The sequence below is a fragment of the Prevotella ihumii genome, from assembly GCF_900155655.1.
Lineage (GTDB): Bacteria > Bacteroidota > Bacteroidia > Bacteroidales > Bacteroidaceae > Prevotella > Prevotella ihumii.
On record NZ_LT706987.1, the window covers coordinates 595,679 to 619,837 of the forward strand.

General features: G+C 38.9%; 21 protein-coding genes, 1 tRNA gene and 1 CRISPR repeat array. Of the genes, 5 read left to right on the top strand and 17 right to left on the bottom strand.

All coding sequences use genetic code 11. The features are described 5' to 3' along the window. The first annotated feature begins 9 nt into the window (after nt 1-9). Together CZ367_RS02755 and CZ367_RS02760 are read left to right on the top strand one after the other, a co-directional pair. On the top strand, nt 10-951 hold the full coding sequence (locus tag CZ367_RS02755) for a HamA C-terminal domain-containing protein (RefSeq protein ID WP_002561007.1): 942 nt from the start codon (nt 10-12) through the stop codon (nt 949-951). Continuing rightward, entirely contained in the window at nt 935-2,104 is a 1,170-nt protein-coding gene (locus tag CZ367_RS02760; RefSeq protein ID WP_237581493.1) for a DEAD/DEAH box helicase, read from the top strand. Before CZ367_RS02755 ends, CZ367_RS02760 begins: the two co-directional genes overlap by 17 nt. 21 nt (nt 2,105-2,125) lie before the next feature. Here the strand turns inward: CZ367_RS02760 and CZ367_RS02765 are convergent, their stop codons facing one another. Next, nucleotides 2,126-3,073: an IS30 family transposase gene (locus CZ367_RS02765; RefSeq protein ID WP_077195399.1), complete on the bottom strand. Its 948-nt coding sequence runs from the start codon at nt 3,071-3,073 to the stop codon at nt 2,126-2,128. Nucleotides 3,074-3,343: 270 nt separating this feature from the next. Between CZ367_RS02765 and CZ367_RS02770 the strand changes: the two genes are divergently transcribed. Next, nucleotides 3,344-4,213 (top strand): hypothetical protein, encoded by an 870-nt coding sequence (locus tag CZ367_RS02770; protein ID WP_237581495.1) that lies wholly within the window; start codon nt 3,344-3,346, stop codon nt 4,211-4,213. Nucleotides 4,214-4,315: 102 nt separating this feature from the next. On the opposite strand, the gene CZ367_RS02775 is transcribed toward CZ367_RS02770, so the two are convergent. From CZ367_RS02775 to CZ367_RS02825, 11 genes are all read right to left on the bottom strand, one after another. Next, nucleotides 4,316-4,678: a hypothetical protein gene (locus CZ367_RS02775; RefSeq protein ID WP_002561010.1), complete on the bottom strand. Its 363-nt coding sequence runs from the start codon at nt 4,676-4,678 to the stop codon at nt 4,316-4,318. A 12-nt stretch (nt 4,679-4,690) separates the two neighbouring features. Beyond that, the gene (locus CZ367_RS02780) at nt 4,691-5,926 is read right to left on the bottom strand and encodes a site-specific integrase (RefSeq protein ID WP_002561011.1); all 1,236 of its coding nucleotides are present in this window, start codon (nt 5,924-5,926) and stop codon (nt 4,691-4,693) included. A 375-nt stretch (nt 5,927-6,301) separates the two neighbouring features. After that, nucleotides 6,302-8,265: direct repeats of the CRISPR family, unit length 47 nt; unit sequence GTTGTGATTTGCTCGAAAAATCGTATCTTTGCAATATAAGAAACAAC. Nucleotides 8,266-8,454: 189 nt separating this feature from the next. Beyond that, nucleotides 8,455-9,870 (bottom strand): tetratricopeptide repeat protein, encoded by a 1,416-nt coding sequence (locus tag CZ367_RS02785; protein ID WP_077195548.1) that lies wholly within the window; start codon nt 9,868-9,870, stop codon nt 8,455-8,457. A 105-nt stretch (nt 9,871-9,975) separates the two neighbouring features. Continuing rightward, nucleotides 9,976-10,938: a PstS family phosphate ABC transporter substrate-binding protein gene (locus CZ367_RS02790; protein WP_077195549.1), complete on the bottom strand. Its 963-nt coding sequence runs from the start codon at nt 10,936-10,938 to the stop codon at nt 9,976-9,978. A 26-nt stretch (nt 10,939-10,964) separates the two neighbouring features. Beyond that, entirely contained in the window at nt 10,965-11,852 is an 888-nt protein-coding gene (locus CZ367_RS02795) for an energy transducer TonB (RefSeq protein WP_077195550.1), read from the bottom strand. A 35-nt stretch (nt 11,853-11,887) separates the two neighbouring features. Continuing rightward, nucleotides 11,888-12,559 (bottom strand): ExbD/TolR family protein, encoded by a 672-nt coding sequence (locus CZ367_RS02800; protein WP_144005930.1) that lies wholly within the window; start codon nt 12,557-12,559, stop codon nt 11,888-11,890. Nucleotides 12,560-12,562: 3 nt separating this feature from the next. Next, nucleotides 12,563-13,219, bottom strand: coding sequence for an ExbD/TolR family protein (locus CZ367_RS02805; RefSeq protein WP_077195551.1), 657 nt, complete (start codon nt 13,217-13,219; stop codon nt 12,563-12,565). A gap of 30 nt (nt 13,220-13,249) precedes the next feature. After that, on the bottom strand, nt 13,250-14,089 hold the full coding sequence (locus CZ367_RS02810; protein ID WP_077195552.1) for a MotA/TolQ/ExbB proton channel family protein: 840 nt from the start codon (nt 14,087-14,089) through the stop codon (nt 13,250-13,252). Between the two features lie 805 nt (nt 14,090-14,894). After that, nucleotides 14,895-16,106: a bifunctional 3,4-dihydroxy-2-butanone-4-phosphate synthase/GTP cyclohydrolase II gene (locus CZ367_RS02815; protein ID WP_077195553.1), complete on the bottom strand. Its 1,212-nt coding sequence runs from the start codon at nt 16,104-16,106 to the stop codon at nt 14,895-14,897. Nucleotides 16,107-16,184: 78 nt separating this feature from the next. Beyond that, nucleotides 16,185-18,095 carry an LptF/LptG family permease gene (locus CZ367_RS02820; RefSeq protein ID WP_077195554.1) on the bottom strand — a complete coding sequence of 637 codons (1,911 nt, stop codon included), beginning with the start codon at nt 18,093-18,095 and terminating at the stop codon, nt 16,185-16,187. A 108-nt stretch (nt 18,096-18,203) separates the two neighbouring features. Continuing rightward, a complete protein-coding gene (locus CZ367_RS02825; protein ID WP_077195555.1) occupies nt 18,204-18,599 on the bottom strand; it encodes an START-like domain-containing protein in 396 nt (131 codons plus the stop codon). Between the two features lie 136 nt (nt 18,600-18,735). On the opposite strand from CZ367_RS02825, the gene CZ367_RS02830 reads away from it, so the two are divergent. Next, a tRNA-Met gene (locus tag CZ367_RS02830) sits at nt 18,736-18,809 on the top strand. A 612-nt stretch (nt 18,810-19,421) separates the two neighbouring features. On the opposite strand, the gene CZ367_RS02835 is transcribed toward CZ367_RS02830, so the two are convergent. The 5 genes from CZ367_RS02835 to CZ367_RS02855 all read right to left on the bottom strand — a co-directional run bounded on the left by CZ367_RS02835 (nt 19,422) and on the right by CZ367_RS02855 (nt 23,184). Then, a complete protein-coding gene (locus CZ367_RS02835; RefSeq protein WP_077195556.1) occupies nt 19,422-20,258 on the bottom strand; it encodes a hypothetical protein in 837 nt (278 codons plus the stop codon). A gap of 32 nt (nt 20,259-20,290) precedes the next feature. Continuing rightward, nucleotides 20,291-20,716: a DUF6108 family protein gene (locus CZ367_RS02840; RefSeq protein ID WP_237581497.1), complete on the bottom strand. Its 426-nt coding sequence runs from the start codon at nt 20,714-20,716 to the stop codon at nt 20,291-20,293. A 1-nt stretch (nt 20,717) separates the two neighbouring features. Next, nucleotides 20,718-21,170: a hypothetical protein gene (locus tag CZ367_RS02845; protein WP_077195557.1), complete on the bottom strand. Its 453-nt coding sequence runs from the start codon at nt 21,168-21,170 to the stop codon at nt 20,718-20,720. Next, the gene (locus CZ367_RS02850; RefSeq protein ID WP_077195558.1) at nt 21,167-21,670 is read right to left on the bottom strand and encodes an RNA polymerase sigma factor; all 504 of its coding nucleotides are present in this window, start codon (nt 21,668-21,670) and stop codon (nt 21,167-21,169) included. Before CZ367_RS02850 ends, CZ367_RS02845 begins: the two co-directional genes overlap by 4 nt. 434 nt (nt 21,671-22,104) lie before the next feature. Further along, nucleotides 22,105-23,184, bottom strand: a complete 1,080-nt coding sequence (locus CZ367_RS02855; protein ID WP_077195559.1) for an IS110 family RNA-guided transposase — start codon at nt 23,182-23,184, stop codon at nt 22,105-22,107. A gap of 328 nt (nt 23,185-23,512) precedes the next feature. On the opposite strand from CZ367_RS02855, the gene CZ367_RS02860 reads away from it, so the two are divergent. Continuing rightward, on the top strand, nt 23,513-23,728 hold the full coding sequence (locus CZ367_RS02860; protein ID WP_144005931.1) for a hypothetical protein: 216 nt from the start codon (nt 23,513-23,515) through the stop codon (nt 23,726-23,728). Nucleotides 23,729-24,159 lie beyond the last annotated feature (431 nt).

Here is a 24,159-nt window from a genome sequence, read left to right on the forward strand (position 1 = left end):
ATAAAGTGTATGAGCAATAAAATTTGGAATTTTGATATATTAGTTGATGATTGTTTTGTTAATTTTAATACAAAAAAGCAAGAAATAAATCCAGATCATAATGACAGGTTATTATCAGTTGCTAATGGCTTTGAAGATGGCAGTTGGAGATATCGTCAATTCAAAGAATTTGTTTTCAGTAATATTGCAGAAACAGCTTTGTCTGCACAAGAACGAGAGAAATTAATAGATAATGATTACGGTAGGCTTATTGAGGCTGCCAAACATTTACGACTTGTTGACAAAGAGCAGAATGGAAAGGGAAGTGAAATAGCGGAAATTATTCTATATGGCATAATGAAGAACCATTATAAAGCCTTATCTGCAATACCTAAAATTTTTTATAAACAGAATGATAATGATAATGCAAAGGGCTCTGATTCTGTACACATTGTAATTGACCCAAATGGAGGCTTTCAACTTTGGTTAGGAGAAGCTAAATTTTATAATTCTCTTGAGGATGCGCGATTATACGAACCAATAAATTCTGTTGAACAAATGTTGCGCAAACCTATTATGAAAAAGGAATGCGGAATAATGACCAATCTCAATGAACTTGATAAACAAATTGAAAACCAAACATTACTTAAAAAGATAAAAGAATGTTTCGATGAGAATACTTCCATTGACGAAATAAAACCCAAACTACATATACCTATTCTTTTATTACATGAATGCCAGATAACAGCAAGTACTACTGAAATGAGTGATGAGTATAAAAATAGTATTATTTCTTTTCATAGAGATCGTGCTCATTCGTTTTTTAAGAAGCAGATCAACAAGCTTAGTTCTGTTCATAAGTATTCGGAAATAAACTTTCATTTGATTCTTTTTCCTGTTCCTGATAAAACAAAAATAGTAAACTGGTTTATTTCACAAGCAAAAAATCTCAAAAATGATGCAGACGAATGATATATATAATACATGTTTAGATATAAGTAATGTTCTAAATGCTGGTGATATAAGTAATGCAAGATCCAAAGTAATTACATTACTTCATGAGATTAATGGTACTAACAATAATTCATATATGGAATTAGTCAACCATCTTATTCGTGAAGTGGGGCTTTTACCGTATATTGATACATATACTGCATCTTGGGAAGATCGGTTTGTATGTGAAGTTTTTAAAGTTAATATTGGAGAAAGAAAACCTTGTGTCTTACATACTGCTCAATCACAGGTATTAAAGAAGTTATTAGAAGGGAAAAGCGTTGCGGTGAGTGCTCCTACAAGTTTTGGTAAAAGTTTTGTTATTGATGCATTTATTGCGATTAAACAACCAATTAATGTTGTAATATTAGTACCTACGGTTGCTCTTGCAGATGAAACAAGAAGACGAATTTGCCGAAAATTCTCTCATCAATATAAAATAATTACAACAACAGATGTAGAACTTGCGGAGAAAAACATATTGGTATTTCCGCAAGAAAGAGCTTTTGCCTATATAGATAAACTTCCTTCAATTGATATTCTAATCGTTGATGAGTTTTATAAGGCAAGTACAAATTTTGATCTTGAAAGAAGCTCCACTTTACTCAGTTCAATGGTAGAACTCGGAAAGAAAGCTAAACAAAGATATTATCTTGCCCCAAATATCCATGAAATAGAAGAAAATGTATTCACTGAAGGGATGACATTTCTGCGTATGGATTTTAAGACCGTTGTAACGCATGCATGGCGGTTATATAAAAGCAGACCAAAGAATGAAGATAAACAGAGTTTTAAGACACGTAAACTTATTGAATTAATAAATACAGGTATAGGTAAAGCTTTGATATATACCGGCACATATAAGGGAATTGAAGAAGTAACAACAATTCTTAACAGAAATTTATATAATAAAGACTCTGAACTGCTTGCTAATTTTTCTGATTGGCTGGAATGCAATTATGGAGAAAAGTATATTCTTAAAGATTTAGTCAAACATGGTATTGGTATTCATAATGGTCAGCTACATCGTTCTCTTAGTCAAATTCAAATAAAACTATTTGAAGAACAGAATGGGTTAGATTATTTGGTATCGACCTCGTCTATAATTGAAGGAGTAAATACTCAAGCGTGAATTCAACAAGCAAGTGCAAATTTACTTAATTAGTTCGTAAAAGCACTCATATGGTGTTCTAAATTCTAATTTCTTTCTTGGTCTCATGTTAATTTTCTTTGAATACTTTGTTATTTGTTGATGACTGACATGTTCAAACGTTTCTTTTTTTGGCACGTATTGTCTAATCAGTCCGTTAGCATTTTCTATAGCCCCTTTCTGCCATGAAGCGTATGGGTCAGCAAAATAGACGGTGACACCAAGGCTTTTGCTTATCATTTCATGGCAAGCGAATTCTGTGCCGTTGTCCGTTGTAATAGACTTGACATACTCTTTGAATGGAGATAGCAAATGTATTACAGTGCGTGCTAACTCCTTGGCATTCTTTCCCTTTTTAAGTTTTCTCATAAATAGCATATTTGTACTGCGTTCTATCAGTGTCACAATAGCACCATGATTTCCTCTTCCAACAATTGTATCCATCTCGAAGTCCCCAAAGCGTTTTCCGTCAACTTCAGTAGGTCTCTCGCTGATACTTGTTCTATTGGGTATGGATATACGTCTGCTACCAACAGGCTTGGCACGATGCTTTAGCTTGTGACGACAGTGTTTATATAGTGTTCCACCTTTTGCCTTGTCCTTACGTATCGTACGATATATGGTTTCATGGCTAATACGTTTACCTTCCTTAGCCAACACGCCAGATATTTGTTCAGGAGACCATTGTTCTGTAATAAGAAGACGTATCGCTTCATCCATAACATCCTTTTTGATTGAATGATTGCCTGGCTTTTTTCGCTTTGTGAGAGCTGCATTTGCTTGGGCAGTTTCCCAATTATACTGTCCTTTGGTCCCACTATTACGTTTTATTTCACGAGATACTGTACTTGGACATACTTTTATCGCTTTCGCAATATCTTTTAATTTAATTCCATTTTGGAGTAGCACAGAAATTGTGTACCTTTGCTCCGAGGTTAATTGTTTGTACATAACAATGCAAAATTAATTAATCTTTGGGAGACAGAGGTCTCCCTTTTTTATTTTTTAAGCATTGCTTGTTGATTTTCCACTCATGGGGGCTGCTCGCCCCCAAACCCCTCGGTGTTTTCTGGTATAGATTATTAAGCTAAACCTACACCTGAAATTGCAGTTCTATGTTGAACTTGTGAAGCAGAGAGTGTCGTTTTATGGTCAAATAAGAACGGGGCTCATAAGATTGATTATTTTACCTTTCGCAACATCATTGGACGCGCAGGCAGAATGTTTCGTTATTTTGTAGGTCGTGTCTATATGCTTGAAGAGCCACCAAGTCAAGAAAATACTAAATTGAGATTAGAGTTTCCTGATGATGTAGTAAAAAAACTTGATGGAAATGACCCCGGTATAAAATTGAATAATGAACAATATGTAAAAATTCAACGATATCAAGATGAAATGATAGAACTTCTTGGAACGGATATTTGGCATAGAATTGAAAGAATACCACAAATCAGAAGTTGTAAACCATCAATGTTAAAGATAATTGCGGAAAAATTGAAAACTGATTCCAATTGGCCAACAAATTGCGATGCTTTACAAAACAATAATACATGGGAATGGAGGGATGCTTTAGGAGATATCATAGAAATTTTGGAATATCATCGAAAAGGACATTTACGGTATTATGCATGTGCATGTAGTAATGGATGGAAAATGACTATAAAAGAGCTATATAACACAGTAAAAGATTATGGTATTACATATGAGGATATATTTACATTTGAAAGATATGTATCCTTTAATCTCTCATCTATTATTGCGGTAATTAATATTATACGTCAAGAACTTTATCCTAATTCCTCAAATATCGCCAATTTTGTATATAAAGCATCAAATGCCTTTTTACCTAAAATTGTATTTCAACTTGAAGAATACGGATTACCGAGGATGATTAGTAAAAAGATACAAAATGCAGGTCTTATAAATCTTGAAGACGATTCTAAAGAGATTACAATCGTTATACAGGAATTTAACACGATAGGAATTGAATACCTTGAACAAAAAATACCTAATCTCCATTCATTTGACAAATATATATTAAAACATTTTATGAACGGAATTCGTTGCATAACGACAAATCAAAAGAATTAAATAATAGCCATATTATTACCTCTATATTTTTTGAGATATGATATGGCTATTTAGATAAGGATCCATATAGAAATTCTTTCGTATAATTTTCATTTGATATCTTCAACAGTACGCAGTTTTTCCGTTCTGTATAAACATCACGTATGTTTGCCGCTTCTCTTGTGAGAGAACCTTTCCTACCAGCCACATGCGGAACAGGTAGGTGTTGTAGGTGTTCAGCCGAAAAGCAATCAGAATAATGATTTCAGGCGCGTACACGTCCGCGTACAGCCCGTTTTCAAGCTGCATGTAGCGGCACACCTTGTAGTCGTTCAGCACGTCAGACTTGCGGACGGCTTTGATGACGGCGTTCACTGCCGGGACGGTCGTATGGAACAGTCCGGCTATTTCGGTGGCGGTCATCCACACATCGTTACCGGTTACGCTGACCGCCTTGTCCTCTATGATGATTATGTCACGTTTCATGGCTCCTCTTTTTTAGATGGTGCAACCTGCAAATTCCTCGACGTTGTTTAACCTTGCGGCAAGGTTTTCCATATCCTGATTGAGTTTTTCTTTGGTTATCTTCGCGTAAATCTGCGTCGTCTTTATGCTCTTGTGTCCAAGCATGGAGCTGACCGTTTCGATGGGTACGCCGTTGGAAAGGAAAACTGTCGTGGCTGCCGTGTGGCGGCTTTGATGCCACGTGATATGCTTGGTGATGCCGCAACGCTTGGCGACGGCACGGATACCGGCAAGGCACGTGTTATAATGCGGAACGGGGAATATCCTGCCGTTCTCGCATAGCCCACGGTATTTGCCGATTATGCGGTTGGCGATGTCAAGCAGGCGGATGTTGGACACCACGCCCGTTTTCTTGCGGTTGATGTTTATCCACTCGTGTTCGTCGAAATAGGTACGGATATTCTCTTCCGTGAGGTTGCGCATATCCGCGAACGACAATCCGGTGAACGCACAGAACAGGTAGAGGTCGCGGTACAGTTCCTGTTTGGCGTTTTTCAGTTTCCCCTCCATCAGCAGGCGTATTTCGTCTTTGGTCAGGAAACTGCGTGTCGTTTCCTCCTTCTTGATTTCATACTCGCGGAACGGGTCGCGTGTCAGCCACTCGTTGTTGATGGCTATGAACACCATTGTCCGTAGCGGGCAGACGTACAGCCACACGGTATTGGTGCAGCAGTGCTTGTCCGTGCGCAGGAACATCTCGAAGTCGGAGATGAAAGCGGGAGTAAGCTCTTTTAGGGCGATGTCCTTCACATGGTAGCGGATGTCGAGGAACTCTTGCAGGTGCTTGTAAACGACACGGTACTTTTCCAGTGTACCTTTTGCTTTCATGCCTGCTTCCACCTGTTTCTCATAGTTCTCGTTGTGCCGACGGAACACCTGCATCAGCGTGTGGTAGCGGTGTTCCAGTCCGAGAAAGGCGTTCTTTACCTTCTCCGCCGTGACGAAGTTGTCACGCTCCATGATTTCCTGATAGTGTCTGTTGATGCGCACCCGCATCTTGTCAAGCATACGGTTCGTTTCGAGTGCCGCCGCGCTTCTGCCCGTGACACGTCCCCCTTTGGTGTCCCACAGCTTCGGATCGACACTCAACTTGCAACTGAACTGCGTCTGGCTGCCGTCCACCGTGATGCGTCCCATGACGGGAACCGTCCCGTCCTTTTTCACTACCTGACGCTTGAGGTAGTAGATTACTGAAAATGTACTCTTCATCGTTCTTAATTTTTGGATTTCAAAATTAGTTGGTGAAGAGTCCGGTGTCGGTACGCAAAACGGGGAGGAACGGCGCAATCTTTTTTCCGTAACCGTATTTGTTACGTGAGTTGTGGGTAACTCACTATAACATAGTGTCTTGTTTCGCCATTCGTACCCGTTTGTCGCATTTTCGGACATGGTTACGAACAAGTAACGTTGCGGCGTCAAGATTTGGCTTCGGCAAGGATTGTAATGGCTTCACGAATTATCGCCACTTTAACTAAAACCCTTGTAACTCAATTCTATCACTATATCTTTCCGCATTTCACTTTTTTGTAGTAACTTTGCACCAAAAGAAACAACTATCCACGAGTGATGGTCAGACGCTGACCAGTTGTGATTTGCTCGAAAAATCGTATCTTTGCAATATAAGAAACAACTTCTTCGAGCGTGCAACTTTGCGCTATCAAGTTGTGATTTGCTCGAAAAATCGTATCTTTGCAATATAAGAAACAACACACGCTACAAACATTCAACAAACAAGGCGTTGTGATTTGCTCGAAAAATCGTATCTTTGCAATATAAGAAACAACATAATATGCTTTTATACCTTCAATATTCCGTTGTGATTTGCTCGAAAAATCGTATCTTTGCAATATAAGAAACAACCAGAACTTACGTTCGCACCCATCTTATATGTTGTGATTTGCTCGAAAAATCGTATCTTTGCAATATAAGAAACAACCAACGTGCTATAAAGGATTGCAAACGTTGAGTTGTGATTTGCTCGAAAAATCGTATCTTTGCAATATAAGAAACAACCGCCCAATACCAAAATAGAAGTGGAACGTAGTTGTGATTTGCTCGAAAAATCGTATCTTTGCAATATAAGAAACAACGACACCGCATCGCAGTTCTATCTGAGCGCAGTTGTGATTTGCTCGAAAAATCGTATCTTTGCAATATAAGAAACAACATAGACGCAGACGGCAACGGCACATGGCTCGTTGTGATTTGCTCGAAAAATCGTATCTTTGCAATATAAGAAACAACCATACGTCAGGCAGGTAAACGGACATAAAGGTTGTGATTTGCTCGAAAAATCGTATCTTTGCAATATAAGAAACAACAAACTACTTTTTATTTGAAGATGAGAGGGGGTTGTGATTTGCTCGAAAAATCGTATCTTTGCAATATAAGAAACAACTCTCTTTCGGTGTTAAGTCTTTTGCTTTCAGTTGTGATTTGCTCGAAAAATCGTATCTTTGCAATATAAGAAACAACACAATTACATTCTGTCAGTTTTTGTAATAGTTGTGATTTGCTCGAAAAATCGTATCTTTGCAATATAAGAAACAACCCTAATTATGAAACTATAATTAATATTCTTGTTGTGATTTGCTCGAAAAATCGTATCTTTGCAATATAAGAAACAACAGTAAAAGCAAGAGGTCAGGTAACTATTGGTTGTGATTTGCTCGAAAAATCGTATCTTTGCAATATAAGAAACAACTGGACGATTTCGACACCGACGAAGACTGCCGTTGTGATTTGCTCGAAAAATCGTATCTTTGCAATATAAGAAACAACCCACGGCGACGCTTAGCGACGACACGCTCGGTTGTGATTTGCTCGAAAAATCGTATCTTTGCAATATAAGAAACAACAATTTTTCTTCGGCAAATTCCGTTAGGTCAGTTGTGATTTGCTCGAAAAATCGTATCTTTGCAATATAAGAAACAACTGGCCTTTTGGATATGGGGCTTATAAATAGTTGTGATTTGCTCGAAAAATCGTATCTTTGCAATATAAGAAACAACAAATTTAGTATCAATTCCATCTCCATCTTGGTTGTGATTTGCTCGAAAAATCGTATCTTTGCAATATAAGAAACAACCAAGAATTAGAAACTAATCATTCATATTAGTTGTGATTTGCTCGAAAAATCGTATCTTTGCAATATAAGAAACAACATGTGTATCTTTGCAGCCAACGAATTGCGCGTTGTGATTTGCTCGAAAAATCGTATCTTTGCAATATAAGAAACAACCGCATTGCACGCAAATATCTTTCTATGGGTGTTGTGATTTGCTCGAAAAATCGTATCTTTGCAATATAAGAAACAACTAGATATATCTTCCGCCTTACGTTCTGTTGGTTGTGATTTGCTCGAAAAATCGTATCTTTGCAATATAAGAAACAACGAACAAGACCTACACCCTATCCATGTATTGTTGTGATTTGCTCGAAAAATCGTATCTTTGCAATATAAGAAACAACCTCGAACTTCTGATTAAGATTCAGAATTTTGTTGTGATTTGCTCGAAAAATCGTATCTTTGCAATATAAGAAACAACTTGATTAGAATAAAACACTATATATCAAGCAATTGCAAATATTTCTTGCAAAGAAAAAATGCAAAGAAAAGAAAAGTACTACCTCAAAAGGGTGGTACTTTTTATTTTGTAATGACAGAAAAAAGCGCAGCAACTCAAAAAGTTACTGCGCTTATATTTGCTGATTATAAAGTTACATCAGAACGGATATTACATTCCTAATGCCTTCTTTGCACTGTCATTATTAGGGTTCACTGTCAGAACTTTTTGGAAATATTCTTTAGCAAGTTCAGCATTACCCTTCTTTGAATGATAATAACCTAAGCCATAGTAAACTTGTTCAAGATAGAGTTTAGCATCACCATCAAGGGTTGGTTTAGCTTCTTCAAATGCTGCAACCTTCTTATAGATTTCTGCTACCTTATCAGGATCATTCTTCATTTGTGCAACACTAGCCTGGTTGAGCCAAATCCAATCTGAGATTGATGGGAATTTGGTTATCATAGTGTCATAAATAGCCATTGCCTTATCGAGAGCAGCATTTCTATCAGCTGTTTCGGTAAGCTTTCCGGCCTTATCTATATAAGTTTGTGCAAGCTTTGACCAGTCATTTGAATTTGCTTTCTTGCTACGTGCAAGATAATCCATTTGGATTTCCAAAGATTTATCTTCGTTGCCCTGCGCTGCATAAACATCTGCAATACTTTTCAAAGGCTCAAGGTTGTCCTTGTCCATTTCGATAGCTTTGTTAAGGTTTTGCAAAGCCTCGTCATACTGTTGATTGCCACACAAAGCCTTACCATACATAGCGTAGTCGTTAGCAACTTTCTTTCCACTACCAGCAAACATATTCTTTGCATACTGAAGTGCTTCGCCATACAATCCCTTCTCTGTAGCTGCCATCAATCCAACACGAGAAATATATTCGCTACCAGGGAACTTGTTAAGGCCCGCCTTAACAACTTCTAATACCTTATCATATTTCTGGAGAATATATGCAGTATAGCTATATTTGTAGAAGTTGTCTTCAGAGAGATTAGCAAAGTTTGATTTGCTATACCAACTCAACGCCTCCTCATACTTACCATCATTAAGCATAATTTCAGCTGCTGTTGCTTCAACAGGATAATTAGGCTCAACCTTACGCAATTCTTCAAGTTTTTCAACAGCAACAATTGAATTTACTTGACGATAAACTTTTGCAAAACGTTCGTAAGCTGCTACGTTATGAGGGTCAAGATTAATAGCAGTTTGATACTGTTGAGCAGCAGCACCTGCATTACCTACGCTATCTTCCAAAGCAGCGATGTCACCAAGAAGGAGGTAGCCAAAAGTACCATTCATCTTCTTATTATTAATAATGAGGTCAGCAATTCTCTTAGCTTCACCATAGTTTCTTTGTGCAAGGTAAACATTACCAAGTGCAGCCACAGCTTGCTCATCCTTCTTGTAAAGCTTCATATATTCTTTAATCAAGTCTTTACCAGCCTTAGAATCATTTGGTGCAGCTTCTAAAGCAGAAATGATAGGGTTAAGAGCAGCCTTATAGCCATCATTTTGAGCCATTGCAGGAGTTGACAAACTTAGTATCAAAGCTCCAGCTAATAAATATTTCTTTGTCTTCATAATCGTTATTTATTTAGTTAAACTTATGTGGATTACTTTCTTAGACGTATGATAATACTCTTTGTTTAAAAAGTTGTACTCTACAAGACACATATTTCAAAGATTTTAATCTGTCTTTACTTTAACTTCTCGAATATTTATCTCGCCACGATAAGGTAGCAATCCAGTTTTAAGTATAATCTTTTGTCCAATAGGACCAGCTATAAAATTAGCAAAAGCCCAAGGTAACGCTTTGTGTGGGTCGGCTACGACAGCATAAATCGTTCTAACAAATGGATAGCGCCCATCAAGGAAGTATGCTTGATAAGGTTGCCAGCTGTTATAATCTTCAGCCTTACTTGTTTTTGATATAGCCATTACACGTATATCGTTTCTAAATGTGGTGTTTGTAGAGTCTCTTCGATCATTCAACCAATTTGAACCTATCACACCTATTGCGTTAGGAGTTTTCTTAACGTACTCTATTACAGCCTTACTATTTTTAGCTGCAACTACGTTTTCGCTCTTAATATTCTTTCCTTCCAAAATAGAATCAACAACAAAATGAAGTGTCGCTGATGCTTTGTTGTCGAAAACAACTTCTATTGCCCCCTTAGTAGACTGAGGATAGAGTTGATTCCAATTTTTAACTTCGCCTTTAAGAAGTCGTTTTACATCGCTTACAGTGATGCAAGAGTCTGTATTTTGTTTGTTTATGATAAAAGCTATACCATCATAACCCACAGGGAATACTGACGGAATAGGTCCTTTACCTTGTAATATTGCATCTTCACCCTTGGTAAGTCCGTGCGAGGTAAAGAAAAGATTGACTTTGAGGTCAAGCAACATCTTCATACCTGTGTTATCGTCAGTATAAATAGGTAAGAGATGAGTTTGAGGATAACGATATTGATAAACTTGCAATTCTTCCTCAATAAAAGGACTAAAACTTTCGTCAGAGGCGAACTTAATCGTCCCTGACGTTGGTGTATCTGTTCTACCATCCTTTGCCTTTTTCTCTCCACAAGAAGAGAAAAGGCTAAGTGATAGTATCAATCCTACAAAAATGTAGAACGTGGATCTTTTCATATAATCTGCTTTTTTATTGCTAAAAATTAGTTGAGCTTAAATGTAACAGGGAGTGTAAACCAAACGTTTGCAGGCTGTCCGTTGTTCATACCTGGGGTCCATTTTGGCATACTATTTACAACACGGAGAGCTTCTCGGTCGAGAGATGGGTCTACGCCACGTGCAATCTGTGCTTGACTTACGCTACCGTCACGTCCTACAACGAACTTAACAATAACGCGTCCCTGAATGCCATTTTCCTGAGCAACAGCAGGATACTGCAAGTGTGATGACAACCACTGGTTAACATTACCCTTGAAAGCAGGCATCTGCTCAGCTGAAGTAAAGATTTTCTTTTCAATATCTTCTGCTGGTGCTTCTACCTTTGGTGCTTCTGCTACAGGCTTCTCAATCTTTGGAACAATCTGCTCTGGAGTAGCAACTGTACTTCTGTCTGCAACAACGGCACGGTCTTCAACACCTTCCTTTGTTTCAGTACCTACAGCCTTTGTTTCCTTGTTCATCTTAATCATAGGAGGCATTTCTTCTTTTACATCTTTATCATCTTTGATGACAGGAGCTGTAAATTTCACAGTAGCACGAGTTTCAGGAACAACCTTTTCAGGTTCAATCTTCTTAGGTTCGTCCTTCTTCTGCTGCTCTTTGCGCTTCTGTTGTTCCTTCTTAGCTTGTTCAAGAGCCATCAACTCCATTTTAGCTGCATACGCTTCTTGAGCTGCGAGGTCATCGTTGTGCTTTTTAATTTGGTAAGCCAAATATCCACCACCGAGGAATGCAGCAACAAGCAGAATAGCTAATGCTTTGATATTACGCTGTGAAACAGACTTACGAAGTTGGTATGCTCCGTATTCCTTATTTTTATCAGCGAATACCATATCGACCCATTTAGGATCGTATAGATCTATTTTTGACATGTTCTTTTTCTTTAATTGTTAATACATCAATGAATTTAAGCATTAATACCCTTCTTCAAAAGCAATGCTTTTTCTTCTGGGCTAAGCTTATCAATGACATAAGTTGCAATGTATGAAATCTGCATTTCATCGAGAATATCTACAAGATGGCTATAAGCTGCTTTGTCAGTTGGTTTGATGATTACCGTTAGCGTTGGTATCTTCCTTCCACTGACGTTACCCAACTTAATTTGAGTAAGCTCAGCTTGATAGATGCTGTCTGGATAAGACTTAGGGTTAGCATTCTTCTTCTTGTTCAACTCTTGTACGGCAATGCGCATATCGTTGAAAGGAACACTTGCACCATTGTCTACTTCCTTGTGTTGAAGAACGTAGCGAATACCTGTTTTGCCTGCACTCCAATCGGCTGGTTTCAACCAATTAGGGTTATCCAATTCAGGTTTTCCTTCTCCATAAAACATCTTATCATCCTCGCCGATGAAGATTGTAATAGAGTGAGACTCTTTAGCCTCATTTTTCTTTGCATCAGGTTGGTTTTTGTCATTACTTGGCATGGTCAACTCCATAGTTGAAGGCTTGCTAAGTGATGTACAAAGCATAAAGAAAGTAATCAGCAACATAAGCATATCCACCATAGGCGTAAAGTCTACGCGTACGGTCATTTTCTTCTGCTTGCCGCCTCCTTTTCCTGTATCCATCATATCCATAGTTTATTCCTCCTTAGCAGATGCAGCTTCTGCACCCTTTTTAGCGTCCAACTGTGTGATCATATAGTAATGGCTTTCGTCCATATCTTGGAGTTCACTCATCACTTTCTTAACTGTTCCATAAGGAGTTTTAGCATCAGACTTCAAGGCAATTCTAACTTTAGGATTTACCTGACGGGCTGCATTAACCCATTGCTGAAATTCTGTCATCTCCTGTCCCTGGATACTATCGAGAGGTATTCCCATCTTTGGGAGTTGCTCACTACGAACCTTTGCTGGCTTTGCAAGATAACCTGCAAGCTCTTCAAGAGGTGCTCCAAATGTAGATTCAGCTAAGAATGTTTTCTTTTGCTCTGGTGACAATGATGTTACCATATCCACGATCTGAGCCAATTCATTCGTGTTGTCGTAGCTCATAAATACCTGGCCATTGCCAGTTGGTTGTCCATTAGCACCTTTTTCAGGGCTAATGAGTACTGTCAAGACACCATTTTCAGGCACTTTCATATCGGAAACCGAACCTGGGGTGTTTACTTTCACAGGCTCATTCTTCACGAATGTAGAAGTGAGCATAAAGAAAGTAAGCAGCAAGGTCATAACGTCCGACATCGGCGTCATATCGATCCAAGTGTCTTTTTTCTCAATTTTTACTTTACCCATAGCGATAAAATTTTAAAGGGTTAGCAAAAATTAAGCTTCGTCTGTGTGGTTTACTTCGTATGTCTGAGCGATAGAATAACCAACTTCGTCGAGAGCGTATGTCAACTTATCAACCTTGTTTGAGAAGTAGTTGTAAGAAACTACTGCACACCAAGAAGTTGCGATACCGAATGCAGTATTGATCAACGCCTCAGAGATACCTGCAGAAAGTGCAGCTGAGTCAGCACCACCACCTGAAGCCAAAGCTGAGAACGACTTGATCATACCAGTTACAGTACCGAGAAGACCTGTAAGTGTACCGAGTGTAACGAGTGTAGCGATGATTGGGAGGTTCATTGTAAGAGTTGGCATCTCAAGCTGAGTTGCTTCTTCGTGAGCCTGCTGAATCTTAGCTACCTTCTGACCCTTTTTCAAGTTTGCATTAGCGCCTGTTTCCATGTCCTTATAAGCGTTCAAAGAGGCCTTAACAACGTTAGCTACAGAACCTTTCTGTTGGTCGCAAAGCTGATTAGCCTTAGCCAAATCGTTAGCGTTCAAAGCTTTCTTGATGTTTGTAACGAACTTAGGAAGAGCACCCTTGCCGAAAGCAGTCTTCAAAGCCAACCAACGCTCGATAGACATAGCGAGCACTGTGAGCAACAAAGTGTGGATAACAGGCACAACGATACCACCTTTGTAGATAGTACCCCAAACGTCTGCTGGATGTTCGTTTGTACCTGGATCTTGGAAGTGCATATCGTTTGCGAACCAAGTAAAGAACAGTGTAAATGCTACAACTGCGCATACTGCGATTACCCAAAATGCACCTCTAACTCCTGTGAAGCCCTCTGATTTTTTCTGTGGGGCTGCTTTTTGTTGTGTAGTTGCCATAATTTTGATAAAATTTTAATTTTTAGTTATAAATGAATTGAATTATTAATATCTTATTGATTTTTAAGAGTTTGGATATTTAGGCTAACCTTTTAAGGCTTCCTTTTCTCCACATTCTTGGCAAAGATAACAATTAATGAAGAATTAAATCTATGATTAATATCTTTTAACAGTTAATTTTTCTATTGCTTTATCTCTCTTTTTCTCCTTTATTTTTTGCGTTTTAAGGCAATCTTGTATAAAAAGTTTACCTTTCAACAATTATCTTTTTATTTTCGTTTATGAACTTAATCGTTTGCTAATTGAATGTTTATATTTGTTTACAAGTTATATTATATATAGCTTTTTTTAATATTAAGAGCAGACAAAAGAGAAACCGAAGTCAACTTTACTAAGTTGTTCTATTTTTCCTTAATCAGTCTATATTGCTTAAAACATCTATCTAAAGAATATGAAACATATATGTTTGACATAGCCAAAGTTAAACTTTGAGAAGCTCACATACAAGTATCTATCACCAAATAGTTGCAAGTTTGATTATTAGAATTTAATCTCTAAACTTGATTGTTCTATTTTTCTAATGCTATTTTATGAAATAAGACATTTTATATCAATGCCTATTCATCTCTGCAAGCAAATGTTTTTTAAGGCTGGTTCTATAAAGCCATATCTATGATTTGATATACAAAGATACTACTTTTTTTACAATATAACGCAAAAAGAATGGCATTATTTCATTCTAAGAGAAAGAAATAATGCCATTTTATTAAATTTTGAAGTATTTTACATCATTTAGCCCTATTGCTTACAGATGCAGATTGTGCCCCATTCGTTCCTTCTTTGTTTTAAGATAGCGATAATCATATTGGTTTGGACTAACCTCAATTGCAACGTTTTCAGTAATTTCCAAGCCATACGCTTCCAATCCTACACGCTTTGTAGGATTATTGGTCAACAAGCGCATCTTATGCACGCCAAGATGGCGAAGCATCTGTGCTCCACACCCATAGTCGCGTTCATCAGGCTTAAAACCTAAGTGAACATTAGCGTCTACAGTATCCAATCCTTGCTCATCTTGTAACTTATAAGCTGCTATTTTATTCATCAGTCCAATACCACGACCTTCTTGCTGCATATAAATTAATACACCTTTCCCTTCTTTTTCTATCATCTGTATTGCTTTATGCAACTGTTCACCACAATCACAGCGTTGACTACCAAGTATATCTCCAGTAGCGCAAGATGAATGTACACGTACCAATATTGGCTCATCTTCTTTCCATTCACCTTTTATGAGAGCCATGTGTTCTACTCCGTTATTTTTCTGTCGGAAAGGTATCATACGAAAATCACCATATACTGTTGGGAGATTTATCTCGTTACCTATTTCTATTATAGACTCTTTGGCAAGACGATAGGCAATAATGTCTTTAATAGTGATAATTTTCATTCCCCATTCTTTCGCTTTCACGATAAGATCGGGCATACGCGACATTGAACCGTCCTCATTCATTATCTCCATTAATACACCTGCTGGATAGCAACCTGCTAAACGACAAAGGTCAATAGCTGCTTCTGTATGACCCGAACGGCGAAGCACACCATTTTCTTGTGCATACAGCGGATTGATGTGTCCTGGACGCCCAAAGGTTTCAGGCTTTGAATTTGGGTCTGCCAATGCTTTAATGGTTTCTGCACGGTCGTGTGTAGATACGCCGGTAGTACAACCTTCTAATTTATCAACCGTTACCGTGAAAGGTGTACTAAGCATTGAAGTATTATCAGAAACCTGATGTGGGAGTTCTAATTCTTCTGCTCGTGAAATTGTTATCGGTACGCAAAGAACACCACGTGCATTCTTCAACATAAAGTTTACTTTCTCTGGGGTAATCATTTCAGCAGCCATAATAAGATCGCCTTCGTTCTCGCGGTCCTCATCGTCCACCACAATAACAAACTTACCTTCCTTAAAGTCTTTTAGTGCATCTTCTATGCTACTGAGTTCAAAGTTTTCCATAAAATTTTATTCTCATTTTAAAGCAGCTTTTGTGTTTGGAAGTCTGCTTTATCTATTATTACATTTTATCTCTTTTCACTATCCCTTTGGGGCAGTTATTTTATTTATTTCAGATATAATATTTTCATTCACCGTCTTGATGGTTTTAAGGTCTCCATACAGCCTCAACCTAAATCGCCACATTCTGATATAGCAGAACAAGCCAACGGGGACAAAGATAGCCGCAAGGATATTCATCCATTTATGGTCAAATGGGCGTGTGTGCGCCTTTGTTACAAGGAATGGATATTTGTTCAACTCGGATATAATGAGTCTATTTCGTGTATTACCCAAATCTTCTATCACCGTTTCCATTTCTTCGCTAATGCGTTCTATCTCGTGATCGGGCTGATATTTAAAGAAGGTTCGTATCACATTCGGAGGCGATTTCAAGTGTACCTTCTCTGCGTATGCTACTATTTCTTTATTCAGTTTGCTAAGCGTTTCAGCGTCTTCTATATAGTGAGGTGTATTTATAATTACCTCTTTCGAGCTTATACTTCGTTTCACACGCAAGCCCAACATACGCATTAGCAAGTTGCGATACAAATCCATATTAAATACAGCCGAGTCGTTGTTGGCTTTATAGGTAATAAATATTGCTGTCGGAATAAGAATAGTAGGCGACATACCTTTACCAAACCATATTGCCCACGTGCCTTGGCGCGCCATACGATAACCTGTATTGTCCAACGTGTAATAAATGATGTACACTAATACGCTTATAATAATTGGCAAGCCCAATCCACCTTTCTTAATAATAGCACCCAAGGGCGCACCAATAAAGAAGAATATCAAGCACGTTAGAGCCAATGTGTATTTATTGATTTCTTCTATCGTGTGTTGCCGTATTACCTTATCAGCATCAGAGGTCACCATGGCCTTAAAGTCGAGGTCTGATACGGCTTGCTGACTCACACTCAATGCGTTATCAATAGTGCGGCGACGTTCTTCAGGCGACATCTTTTCGTAAAGCGAATCAACGTTCATCGGTTTGGTAGACAATATTTGCCTTACCAACTTTCGGTCTTGCTTTTTTAGTTTGACAGGTGCGTAGTACATTGTCTTTGCATCAGCAAAATAAGCCTTGCCCACACTATCGTAAACAGTGATAAGCGAGTCTCTATCCTGACGAATTTTGCTTATTCCCTTTGTACGGGCATCGCTCGACAAGCCTGAAGCATCTGAAAGGTTAAAGTCAGCATCAAAGTCGATTAGTATCTTCTTGTGCGCAAAGGTTTCACGGCGATAAGGCACATTGGCACTATTGCCCAACTCTTGCGACCGCATATTCTCAAACCATTCTCCGTTCCATAGGTTCAGTACCAAATGCTTCTTCTCTGCTGTAGATTGCAACATACCCGAATCGGCAAGAATAATAGCTTGGTCTTCATAGCTATCTGTCATTCGGTATATCATTATATTATAAAGGTGTCCCGTCTCTAAGTTTTTCTTCTCTACATAAAGATTGGTCTGCGGAATACCATCGTAAAACACTCCTTCGGGGATTTCTAATTCTGGACTTTTCTGTTGCATAGAGATAAGCAATTGTGTGAGCTTTCTATGCGCATCAGGACTAATATTATTCTGAATATAAAACGAGCCTACTGCTATCAACGACACAATAACAATAAGTCCACGAAATGCTTTTATAAGCGGAACACCTGCCGACTTTATAGCTGTAAATTCAGAGCTTTCGCCCAAATTACCAAACGTGATAAGCGATGAAAGCAATATAGCAATAGGCAAAGCTTGTGGAACAGCCATCAAAGCCATGTGCCAAAAAAACTCTGCAAGCACATCTACCGACAATCCTTTGCCCACCAATTTTTCAGCATACTTCCACACCATTTGCATCATCAATACAAATATACTGATGAAAAACGCACCTGTGAAAAGCATACCAAACTGCTTTGCGATGAATATGTCTAACTTTTTGATACGAAACATAGTTCGATAGCGAATGTACTATTGCACAAATCATTTGCAAAATTACACAAAATAATCTGAGAAACCACGCTTTTATATATTTTTATTATCGTGGCATTTCACTACAAACTAAATTCCAGAGATTGTTCTAAACCGCTCCATATTCTCGTTCCATATCTCTATCAAGTCGCCTACTTCGTCTTTTTCAGCAAAGTCGGTCACTTTTAAGTGATAGTAATCGTCCAATTCGTTCTTCACCAACTTCATTTCCCAATACGTTTCCTCTTCATCATCATTCCAATGGAAACGAATAAGACCATTCACCCGATGTTCTAAAATTGTAGCTGTATGCGACTGATGCTCCTTCATTGGGTTGCCCCAAGTAAAGACAATTTCGTTCTCAATCGTCTTCACATCGTTAGCCAACCATTTTTTCCATCCGCTATCCGTCCCTATAAGTTGCCAAATCAGCTTTGCCGATTTCGACTTTAATTCATATTCTAACTCTATTTTTTGTTTCATCATTGCGATTTTTATAGGTTCATTTGCAAATATAGTCCATTTTTTCGATTTTCCTAAATAATTTTCGAAATAAATTTGTTGGATTAAAAAAAAGTCTATACCTTTGCACTCGCTTTTGAGAACGAAAGCTGAAAATGATGGCGGGATAGCTCAGTTGGTTAGAGCGTCGGATTCATAATCCGGAGGTCCGGGGATCGTAGCCCCGTCCCGCTACAAAGAAAAAGGAGTTGCAACAATGTTGTAGCTCCTTTTTTGTTACTTATATGACAACTTATTAAAAAGCAAACTCCCAACTTCATAACTGCGTGAAGTTGGGAGTTTTTGTATATAAGAGAGTTTTTATGGGGCAGCGAAAAGTGTCTTCTTAAACTCAAATCGGTCGTTAGACTTCTTCGAGATTTGCGAGCTTATTTTGAGGATAGTTCTATAAATTACCACCGCATATAGTCATTAATTTTTTTATGAAATACGTTTTGTTATCTTTTGGCTTCTTTTTATATAAAACAGGCTGCGCCTCAACAATTCAAATAAGTTTGATTGCATTCGGCTTGCTCCGTTTTTGGTTCAAAATGTAAGTTTATTCAGTCGTGTAGCTCGCTACACTCCTTCACGCTCTTGCATTTTGACCTCAAAAATAAGCTCAAAATCTAACAAAGCTAATTTATAGAACCAGCCTTGAGCTATTTTCGTTTGTTTTTGAAGACGTTTAGCGAGCTAAACAACTGAAAAAACAAACGAAAAGAGCCAAAATAAGGTGCAAAGACGAAGAAAAGCATAACAGCTAAACGCTTTAAAAAGCCTTTGCGGGCTAATGACCGATTGGGGTTAAAGTTTAATACCAACACCTATACCAAGAGGGTGGCAATTGATACCTTTTCTAAAGAAAGAAGTGAGGGCGTAATGTGCATAGATATTGAATCTTGAGAAGCCTATATACGCCTCGAGATTTACACCCAAAGGATTCACATTCAGGTTTCGGCTTACCGTGTGACGCGTTTTGCCAATGCGATACTTACTTCTAAAGCCACTGCGCAGCTCGGCAGAAAGACCTGCAGCTATAAAGGCTGTTTTGTGTCCAAACTTCTTTTTCCATTCCAACATTACAGGCACCTTAAAGTAAGTGTACTTCATAAAACTTGTACGCACCCCCATTTCTTTGTTCTCTACCAATGTTGCCGCATCGTTTACATTATCAAGTACATATTTAGTATCGAAATGATTGTGCACAAATCCTATTTGAAAGGCTGTAACCAACCCAAAGTTATTACTCTTGTCGAATGCTAAACCCATATCAAAGAATGTCATTCCCCACTCTAAAGAACGTGAATCGCGACTATGCGCCTCCGTTCCACCATTGAGAAGATTAGTTCCAATATAGAAATCAGGCAAATTAGCATAGAACGTACGTCCACGCTTTGCTCTTACGGGCACAAAGGGAGAAGAAATAAAAACACGTTCCACCTCTTGCCCGTCTACAAAGGTTGTTTCTTTACTCTTTACATATTCATTTCCATCCTTATCCAACAGCACAATCTTAGTTTCCACGCTATCGGTCTTCACCACAATCTGCTTGTTACGATACTGAATGGTTGTGTCGTTCTCCTCAACAGCCATTGCTGGAACAACTGCCATAAATGCCAAAGCTAATAATAGAGTTTTCATATTCTTTAGTTTTATATTTCTTTTTAAATGTGTTAACGTTTTGAATAACAGAGTTTTAATACATCGTCAGGACCGAGCGCACCTTCTATATATATCAATGCGCCTCGCCCGTACCCTCCATCCGTAAACAGAATGTATCGATTGATACCCGTAGAAAGTGGAGGCAGCATATAATATCCGCTTGATACCTTCCCATTTTCTACTATTTCACGAATTTTCTTTGCCTTTTTGCGGTCAGCTTGCAAATAAGGTTTTATGCGATTACCTATATATTTATAAGTTAACGCTTTGTAAACCTGTAATTTGTAGCCTCTCAAAACAGTGTTGTTCAGCACCACCATTTTACAGCCTTTCTCTCGTTCAAACCGCTCAAAAGCTGCTCCCACTTGCAAGTCGTTTTGTGCCGATACCGACAAGAAGCCTGCCAAGAGCCACGAAATGCAAATAATTCTCATCATTTTATTTTTCATTTTCATTATCTCCCATCATTAAAAGTGCGCTAAAGTCTTCGCTGCCATCTGTCGAAACCATCTCCAAAGCCGCTTCCGCCTCATACTGCACCACTTCTTTGTTAGTAGTTCGTACACCATTCACCATTGCATAATTCTTGTTGGCAAAGAAAAAATGTTGCCCAAGCACTACCAGAATTGCAACAATTGCAGCCGTAGACAATGCCCTTGTAACCCATAGCGGAACTTTGCGTGCAGATTTTCCCATCTTATCTTGCCTTTGTTTCGTCTTTTCTCCACGTTGATGTTGTTCCCACGCAAACAAGGCTTGCAAAGGTTGCCATTCTTTAGGCAAAATAAGACTGCGTTGTGAAAAGAAATCACGCAACAACTGTTCTTCCGCCACTGTTGTAGCGCCGTCCATATATTTGTCTATCAATTGTTGTACATCTTCTTTTTTCATTTCTTATTCCTTTCCATTGTTAGTTTTACAAACTCTCGTTGAATACGTCTTCGTGCTCGCGAAAGATTTTGTCGGAGAGCTTCAGCCGTGCAACCACATATTTGTATTATCTCTTCATTCTCGTACCCCGATATGTCTTTCAGTCGGAATATCTGTTGTTGTAGCGGTGGCAAGTGGTTTACAATAAGTTTTATCAGCTCCATATCGTTTTTTGCCTCTATGCTTTCAGCCTCTACAATCATCTCTTTATGATAGTCGGCTTCAGCACATTCCAACTTTCGATGTCGCCAATGGTCTATCGCTATTCCTTTCAGGGTTTTCGTTGCCAAGGCTTCTATATTGGGGTGATTGTCCAATCGCTCGTGTATAGCCCATAGTCGGAGAAACGTTTCTTGCACGAAATCTTCGGCCTCTGCGTCTCCACCTTCTAATGTTCTTGCTTGTCTGAGCAACTGCCCCTGCAAGCTCACCACTTGTTTGTTAAACTCTTCTATTTCCATCGCTGTTCAATAGGTAAACGAACGAAACGTTATTTTGTGACATCGCTACATCATTTTTTTTCAAAAAAACTTTTTTTTATTGCTTCAAACACCGCTTTTGCGTCTTCATATCTTCTATGTTGCTTTCCAAATAATTGGAAAATATTTGTAATTTATTAACTGTTCATTATCAATCACTTAGCGTGAAGTTTATTAGTACGATGACTTTAGAAGAAGCAACAGCCACCAGCCCGGCATGGGAACACCGGGTATGGAAAGGCTACGAACAACAGACCTATCAGACAAACTTCTATGAGTTGACACGGACGTATCCGCCCAACAATTTACTTCTTCAGAATATAGGTAAAACGCAACAATCTTATCGGAGATGACACCCGAAGGTCCATCAATTATGAAAAGGAGTCGTTTTATGAAGTTGTCCGAAAGTCTGTATGTTATTCTTTATCCCATCTGTATGGCTCATATTTCCTACTGTTCTTGAGTACCGAGAAAATGATGTTGGACATCTTTCTGGCTATTTTGACTATGGCCTCCTGCGGTTTCATGGACTGCTTGTATCTGGCATAGGCCATTCCCAGTCCGTAATCTCTGTAGATGGCTATCCATGCAGCCTCTATGATCATCGGTCCGAGATGCTTGTTGCCACGGAAAGTCTTCTCTCCGCTTGCGGTTTTCTCTCCACTGCTATGACAGGTCGGTATCAGGCCGAGATAACTGGCGAACTGGTTCTCGTTACGGAATCTCTTCACATCGTAGATTTCTGTCAGTATGCACATGGCTACACTTACACCTATGCCGGGTATCGATATCAGAAGCTCGTAATTGTTCCTGTACCTGTCGGTCTGCGCAAGCTTTCGTATGGATTTTGTCGCGTCCAAGAGTGTCTGGCGTATCGTCTCCACCTGCTTGACGAGCAAGTCCAACGACAATCTTGAGGAGGAAAGCAGCACGACATCCTCCTTGAGCCATTTGATGAAAGCCTTTGACCAGTGCGTCCCCGGTCTTGCGAACCGCTCGGGTATCTCCACGCCATTGCAGTGCAGCAGGTGTTTCACCCTTGCCTTGTAGCCAGAGAGTTGTTTCTGTATGGTCTTCCTTATGCGGATGACTGACCTGTCATCGATATTCTCTTTCTCACGGATGTATATGGGACGGATGTCACCGGCGCGCAAGGAGCGCGCAAGTTTGGCTGCATCTACCTTATCGGTCTTCATCACCTCCTCGTACTGGGTGGTCGGAACATCCGCGGCATGGGTCACGACACAGTTGATGCCGTACTCCTTGAGAGCGTAGTATGTGGAAAAACCACTGAAGCCTGACTCATACACGGCATGGTACTCGCCATCAGGGAAATGCTTCTTCAAAAAGTCAAAGAGCGTCTTTGCGGAGGCTTGCTGCGGGTGCCTCTCTTTGTAACCCGACTCGGTCAGCACACAGATCTCCCAAGTTTTTGCATGCACATCAATTCCGATGTAAATCTTTTGTCCTTTGAAGGAAATTTTGTTTCTTTGCATATCGGTACGGTTCTAATTGTTTGTCATTTGTCGTTTGCACTACAAATATACAATCCAATTATTATCGTACCAACTTTTTCCTTGCAGACTATGAAAAACACCGCGGTGGTTTGCCATGCGGCCGGAGGCGCGAAGCCTCCGAAGAGCGGCATCCGACTTGTCTTAGTGTGTTAGCCTTTGCAAACATAGTAACTTAATATTATTGGGATTTCCCTAAGCCGAAAAAGGTATTTCCCGATCTATTTTTAGATATCTCCGTTGCCGAAATTGTATGATATTTTATCATTTTGCAACATACGAAATATAAACTCACTTAAACTTAACACTTATGAAGAGATTATTCATTTTTATGCTGACTGTAATGATGGTATTTACATCAGCAAGCGCAATTGGAGACCGAGAAGCAAGACGAGAAGCACGCTATCTTACCGATAAGATGGCATACGAATTGGGACTTTCGTCGCGCAAGTATGATAGAGTTTACCAAATCAATCTGCGTACAAGCAGAGATCTCTATGCAGCCCCCTTGGAACATTCGCAATGAGGCATTAAGAGCTATCTTCGGACTTCCCGTTTGGCAACGCTTTGTGCGCACCATCGATTTTTATCGTCCTGTGTATTGGGAAGACGGACATAAGATAAAAACGTTTTATAATTCCGTCTTCTTTCTTATCCAAAACTATCTCCACAGCAGATTTAATTTAACACTTAAAATTGCGAAATAGGAATGTTCTAAAATTCTGATATAATGTTCTCTATTTTCAAACGTCAAGATTATAAAAGCCATAGTTCAACTTTGACAAGGTAAAACATATATGTTTGAGGTCGCCAAAGTTGAACTTTGAGCGGCTAAGCATTGATGTTTTGCTCGCTAAAAAGTGAAGAAAAGCGCAAAATCTATCCGTTTTTAGCATTTCATAGTTCTATATTCGTGTTTTAGACGATGTGTTTTTCTGCACAGATCGTTCAATAAAT

What these genes read in the sequence shown, in the direction of transcription:
- CZ367_RS02840 (WP_237581497.1), bottom strand. Translation starts at nt 20,716, where the DNA reads ATGATGAGAATTATTTGCATTTCGTGGCTCTTGGCAGGCTTCTTGTCG.
- CZ367_RS02790 (WP_077195549.1), bottom strand. Translation starts at nt 10,938, where the DNA reads ATGAAAAGATCCACGTTCTACATTTTTGTAGGATTGATACTATCACTT.
- CZ367_RS02780 (WP_002561011.1), bottom strand. Translation starts at nt 5,926, where the DNA reads ATGAAGAGTACATTTTCAGTAATCTACTACCTCAAGCGTCAGGTAGTG.
- CZ367_RS02770 (WP_237581495.1), top strand. Translation starts at nt 3,344, where the DNA reads ATGTTTCGTTATTTTGTAGGTCGTGTCTATATGCTTGAAGAGCCACCA.
- CZ367_RS02775 (WP_002561010.1), bottom strand. Translation starts at nt 4,678, where the DNA reads ATGAAACGTGACATAATCATCATAGAGGACAAGGCGGTCAGCGTAACC.
- CZ367_RS02835 (WP_077195556.1), bottom strand. Translation starts at nt 20,258, where the DNA reads ATGAAAACTCTATTATTAGCTTTGGCATTTATGGCAGTTGTTCCAGCA.
- CZ367_RS02850 (WP_077195558.1), bottom strand. Translation starts at nt 21,670, where the DNA reads ATGGAAATAGAAGAGTTTAACAAACAAGTGGTGAGCTTGCAGGGGCAG.
- CZ367_RS02800 (WP_144005930.1), bottom strand. Translation starts at nt 12,559, where the DNA reads ATGGATATGATGGATACAGGAAAAGGAGGCGGCAAGCAGAAGAAAATG.
- CZ367_RS02755 (WP_002561007.1), top strand. Translation starts at nt 10, where the DNA reads ATGAGCAATAAAATTTGGAATTTTGATATATTAGTTGATGATTGTTTT.
- CZ367_RS02815 (WP_077195553.1), bottom strand. Translation starts at nt 16,106, where the DNA reads ATGGAAAACTTTGAACTCAGTAGCATAGAAGATGCACTAAAAGACTTT.
- CZ367_RS02820 (WP_077195554.1), bottom strand. Translation starts at nt 18,095, where the DNA reads ATGTTTCGTATCAAAAAGTTAGACATATTCATCGCAAAGCAGTTTGGT.
- CZ367_RS02795 (WP_077195550.1), bottom strand. Translation starts at nt 11,852, where the DNA reads ATGTCAAAAATAGATCTATACGATCCTAAATGGGTCGATATGGTATTC.
- CZ367_RS02805 (WP_077195551.1), bottom strand. Translation starts at nt 13,219, where the DNA reads ATGGGTAAAGTAAAAATTGAGAAAAAAGACACTTGGATCGATATGACG.
- CZ367_RS02860 (WP_144005931.1), top strand. Translation starts at nt 23,513, where the DNA reads ATGAAGAGATTATTCATTTTTATGCTGACTGTAATGATGGTATTTACA.
- CZ367_RS02810 (WP_077195552.1), bottom strand. Translation starts at nt 14,089, where the DNA reads ATGGCAACTACACAACAAAAAGCAGCCCCACAGAAAAAATCAGAGGGC.
- CZ367_RS02760 (WP_237581493.1), top strand. Translation starts at nt 935, where the DNA reads ATGATGCAGACGAATGATATATATAATACATGTTTAGATATAAGTAAT.
- CZ367_RS02855 (WP_077195559.1), bottom strand. Translation starts at nt 23,184, where the DNA reads ATGCAAAGAAACAAAATTTCCTTCAAAGGACAAAAGATTTACATCGGA.
- CZ367_RS02825 (WP_077195555.1), bottom strand. Translation starts at nt 18,599, where the DNA reads ATGATGAAACAAAAAATAGAGTTAGAATATGAATTAAAGTCGAAATCG.
- CZ367_RS02765 (WP_077195399.1), bottom strand. Translation starts at nt 3,073, where the DNA reads ATGTACAAACAATTAACCTCGGAGCAAAGGTACACAATTTCTGTGCTA.
- CZ367_RS02785 (WP_077195548.1), bottom strand. Translation starts at nt 9,870, where the DNA reads ATGAAGACAAAGAAATATTTATTAGCTGGAGCTTTGATACTAAGTTTG.
- CZ367_RS02845 (WP_077195557.1), bottom strand. Translation starts at nt 21,170, where the DNA reads ATGAAAAAAGAAGATGTACAACAATTGATAGACAAATATATGGACGGC.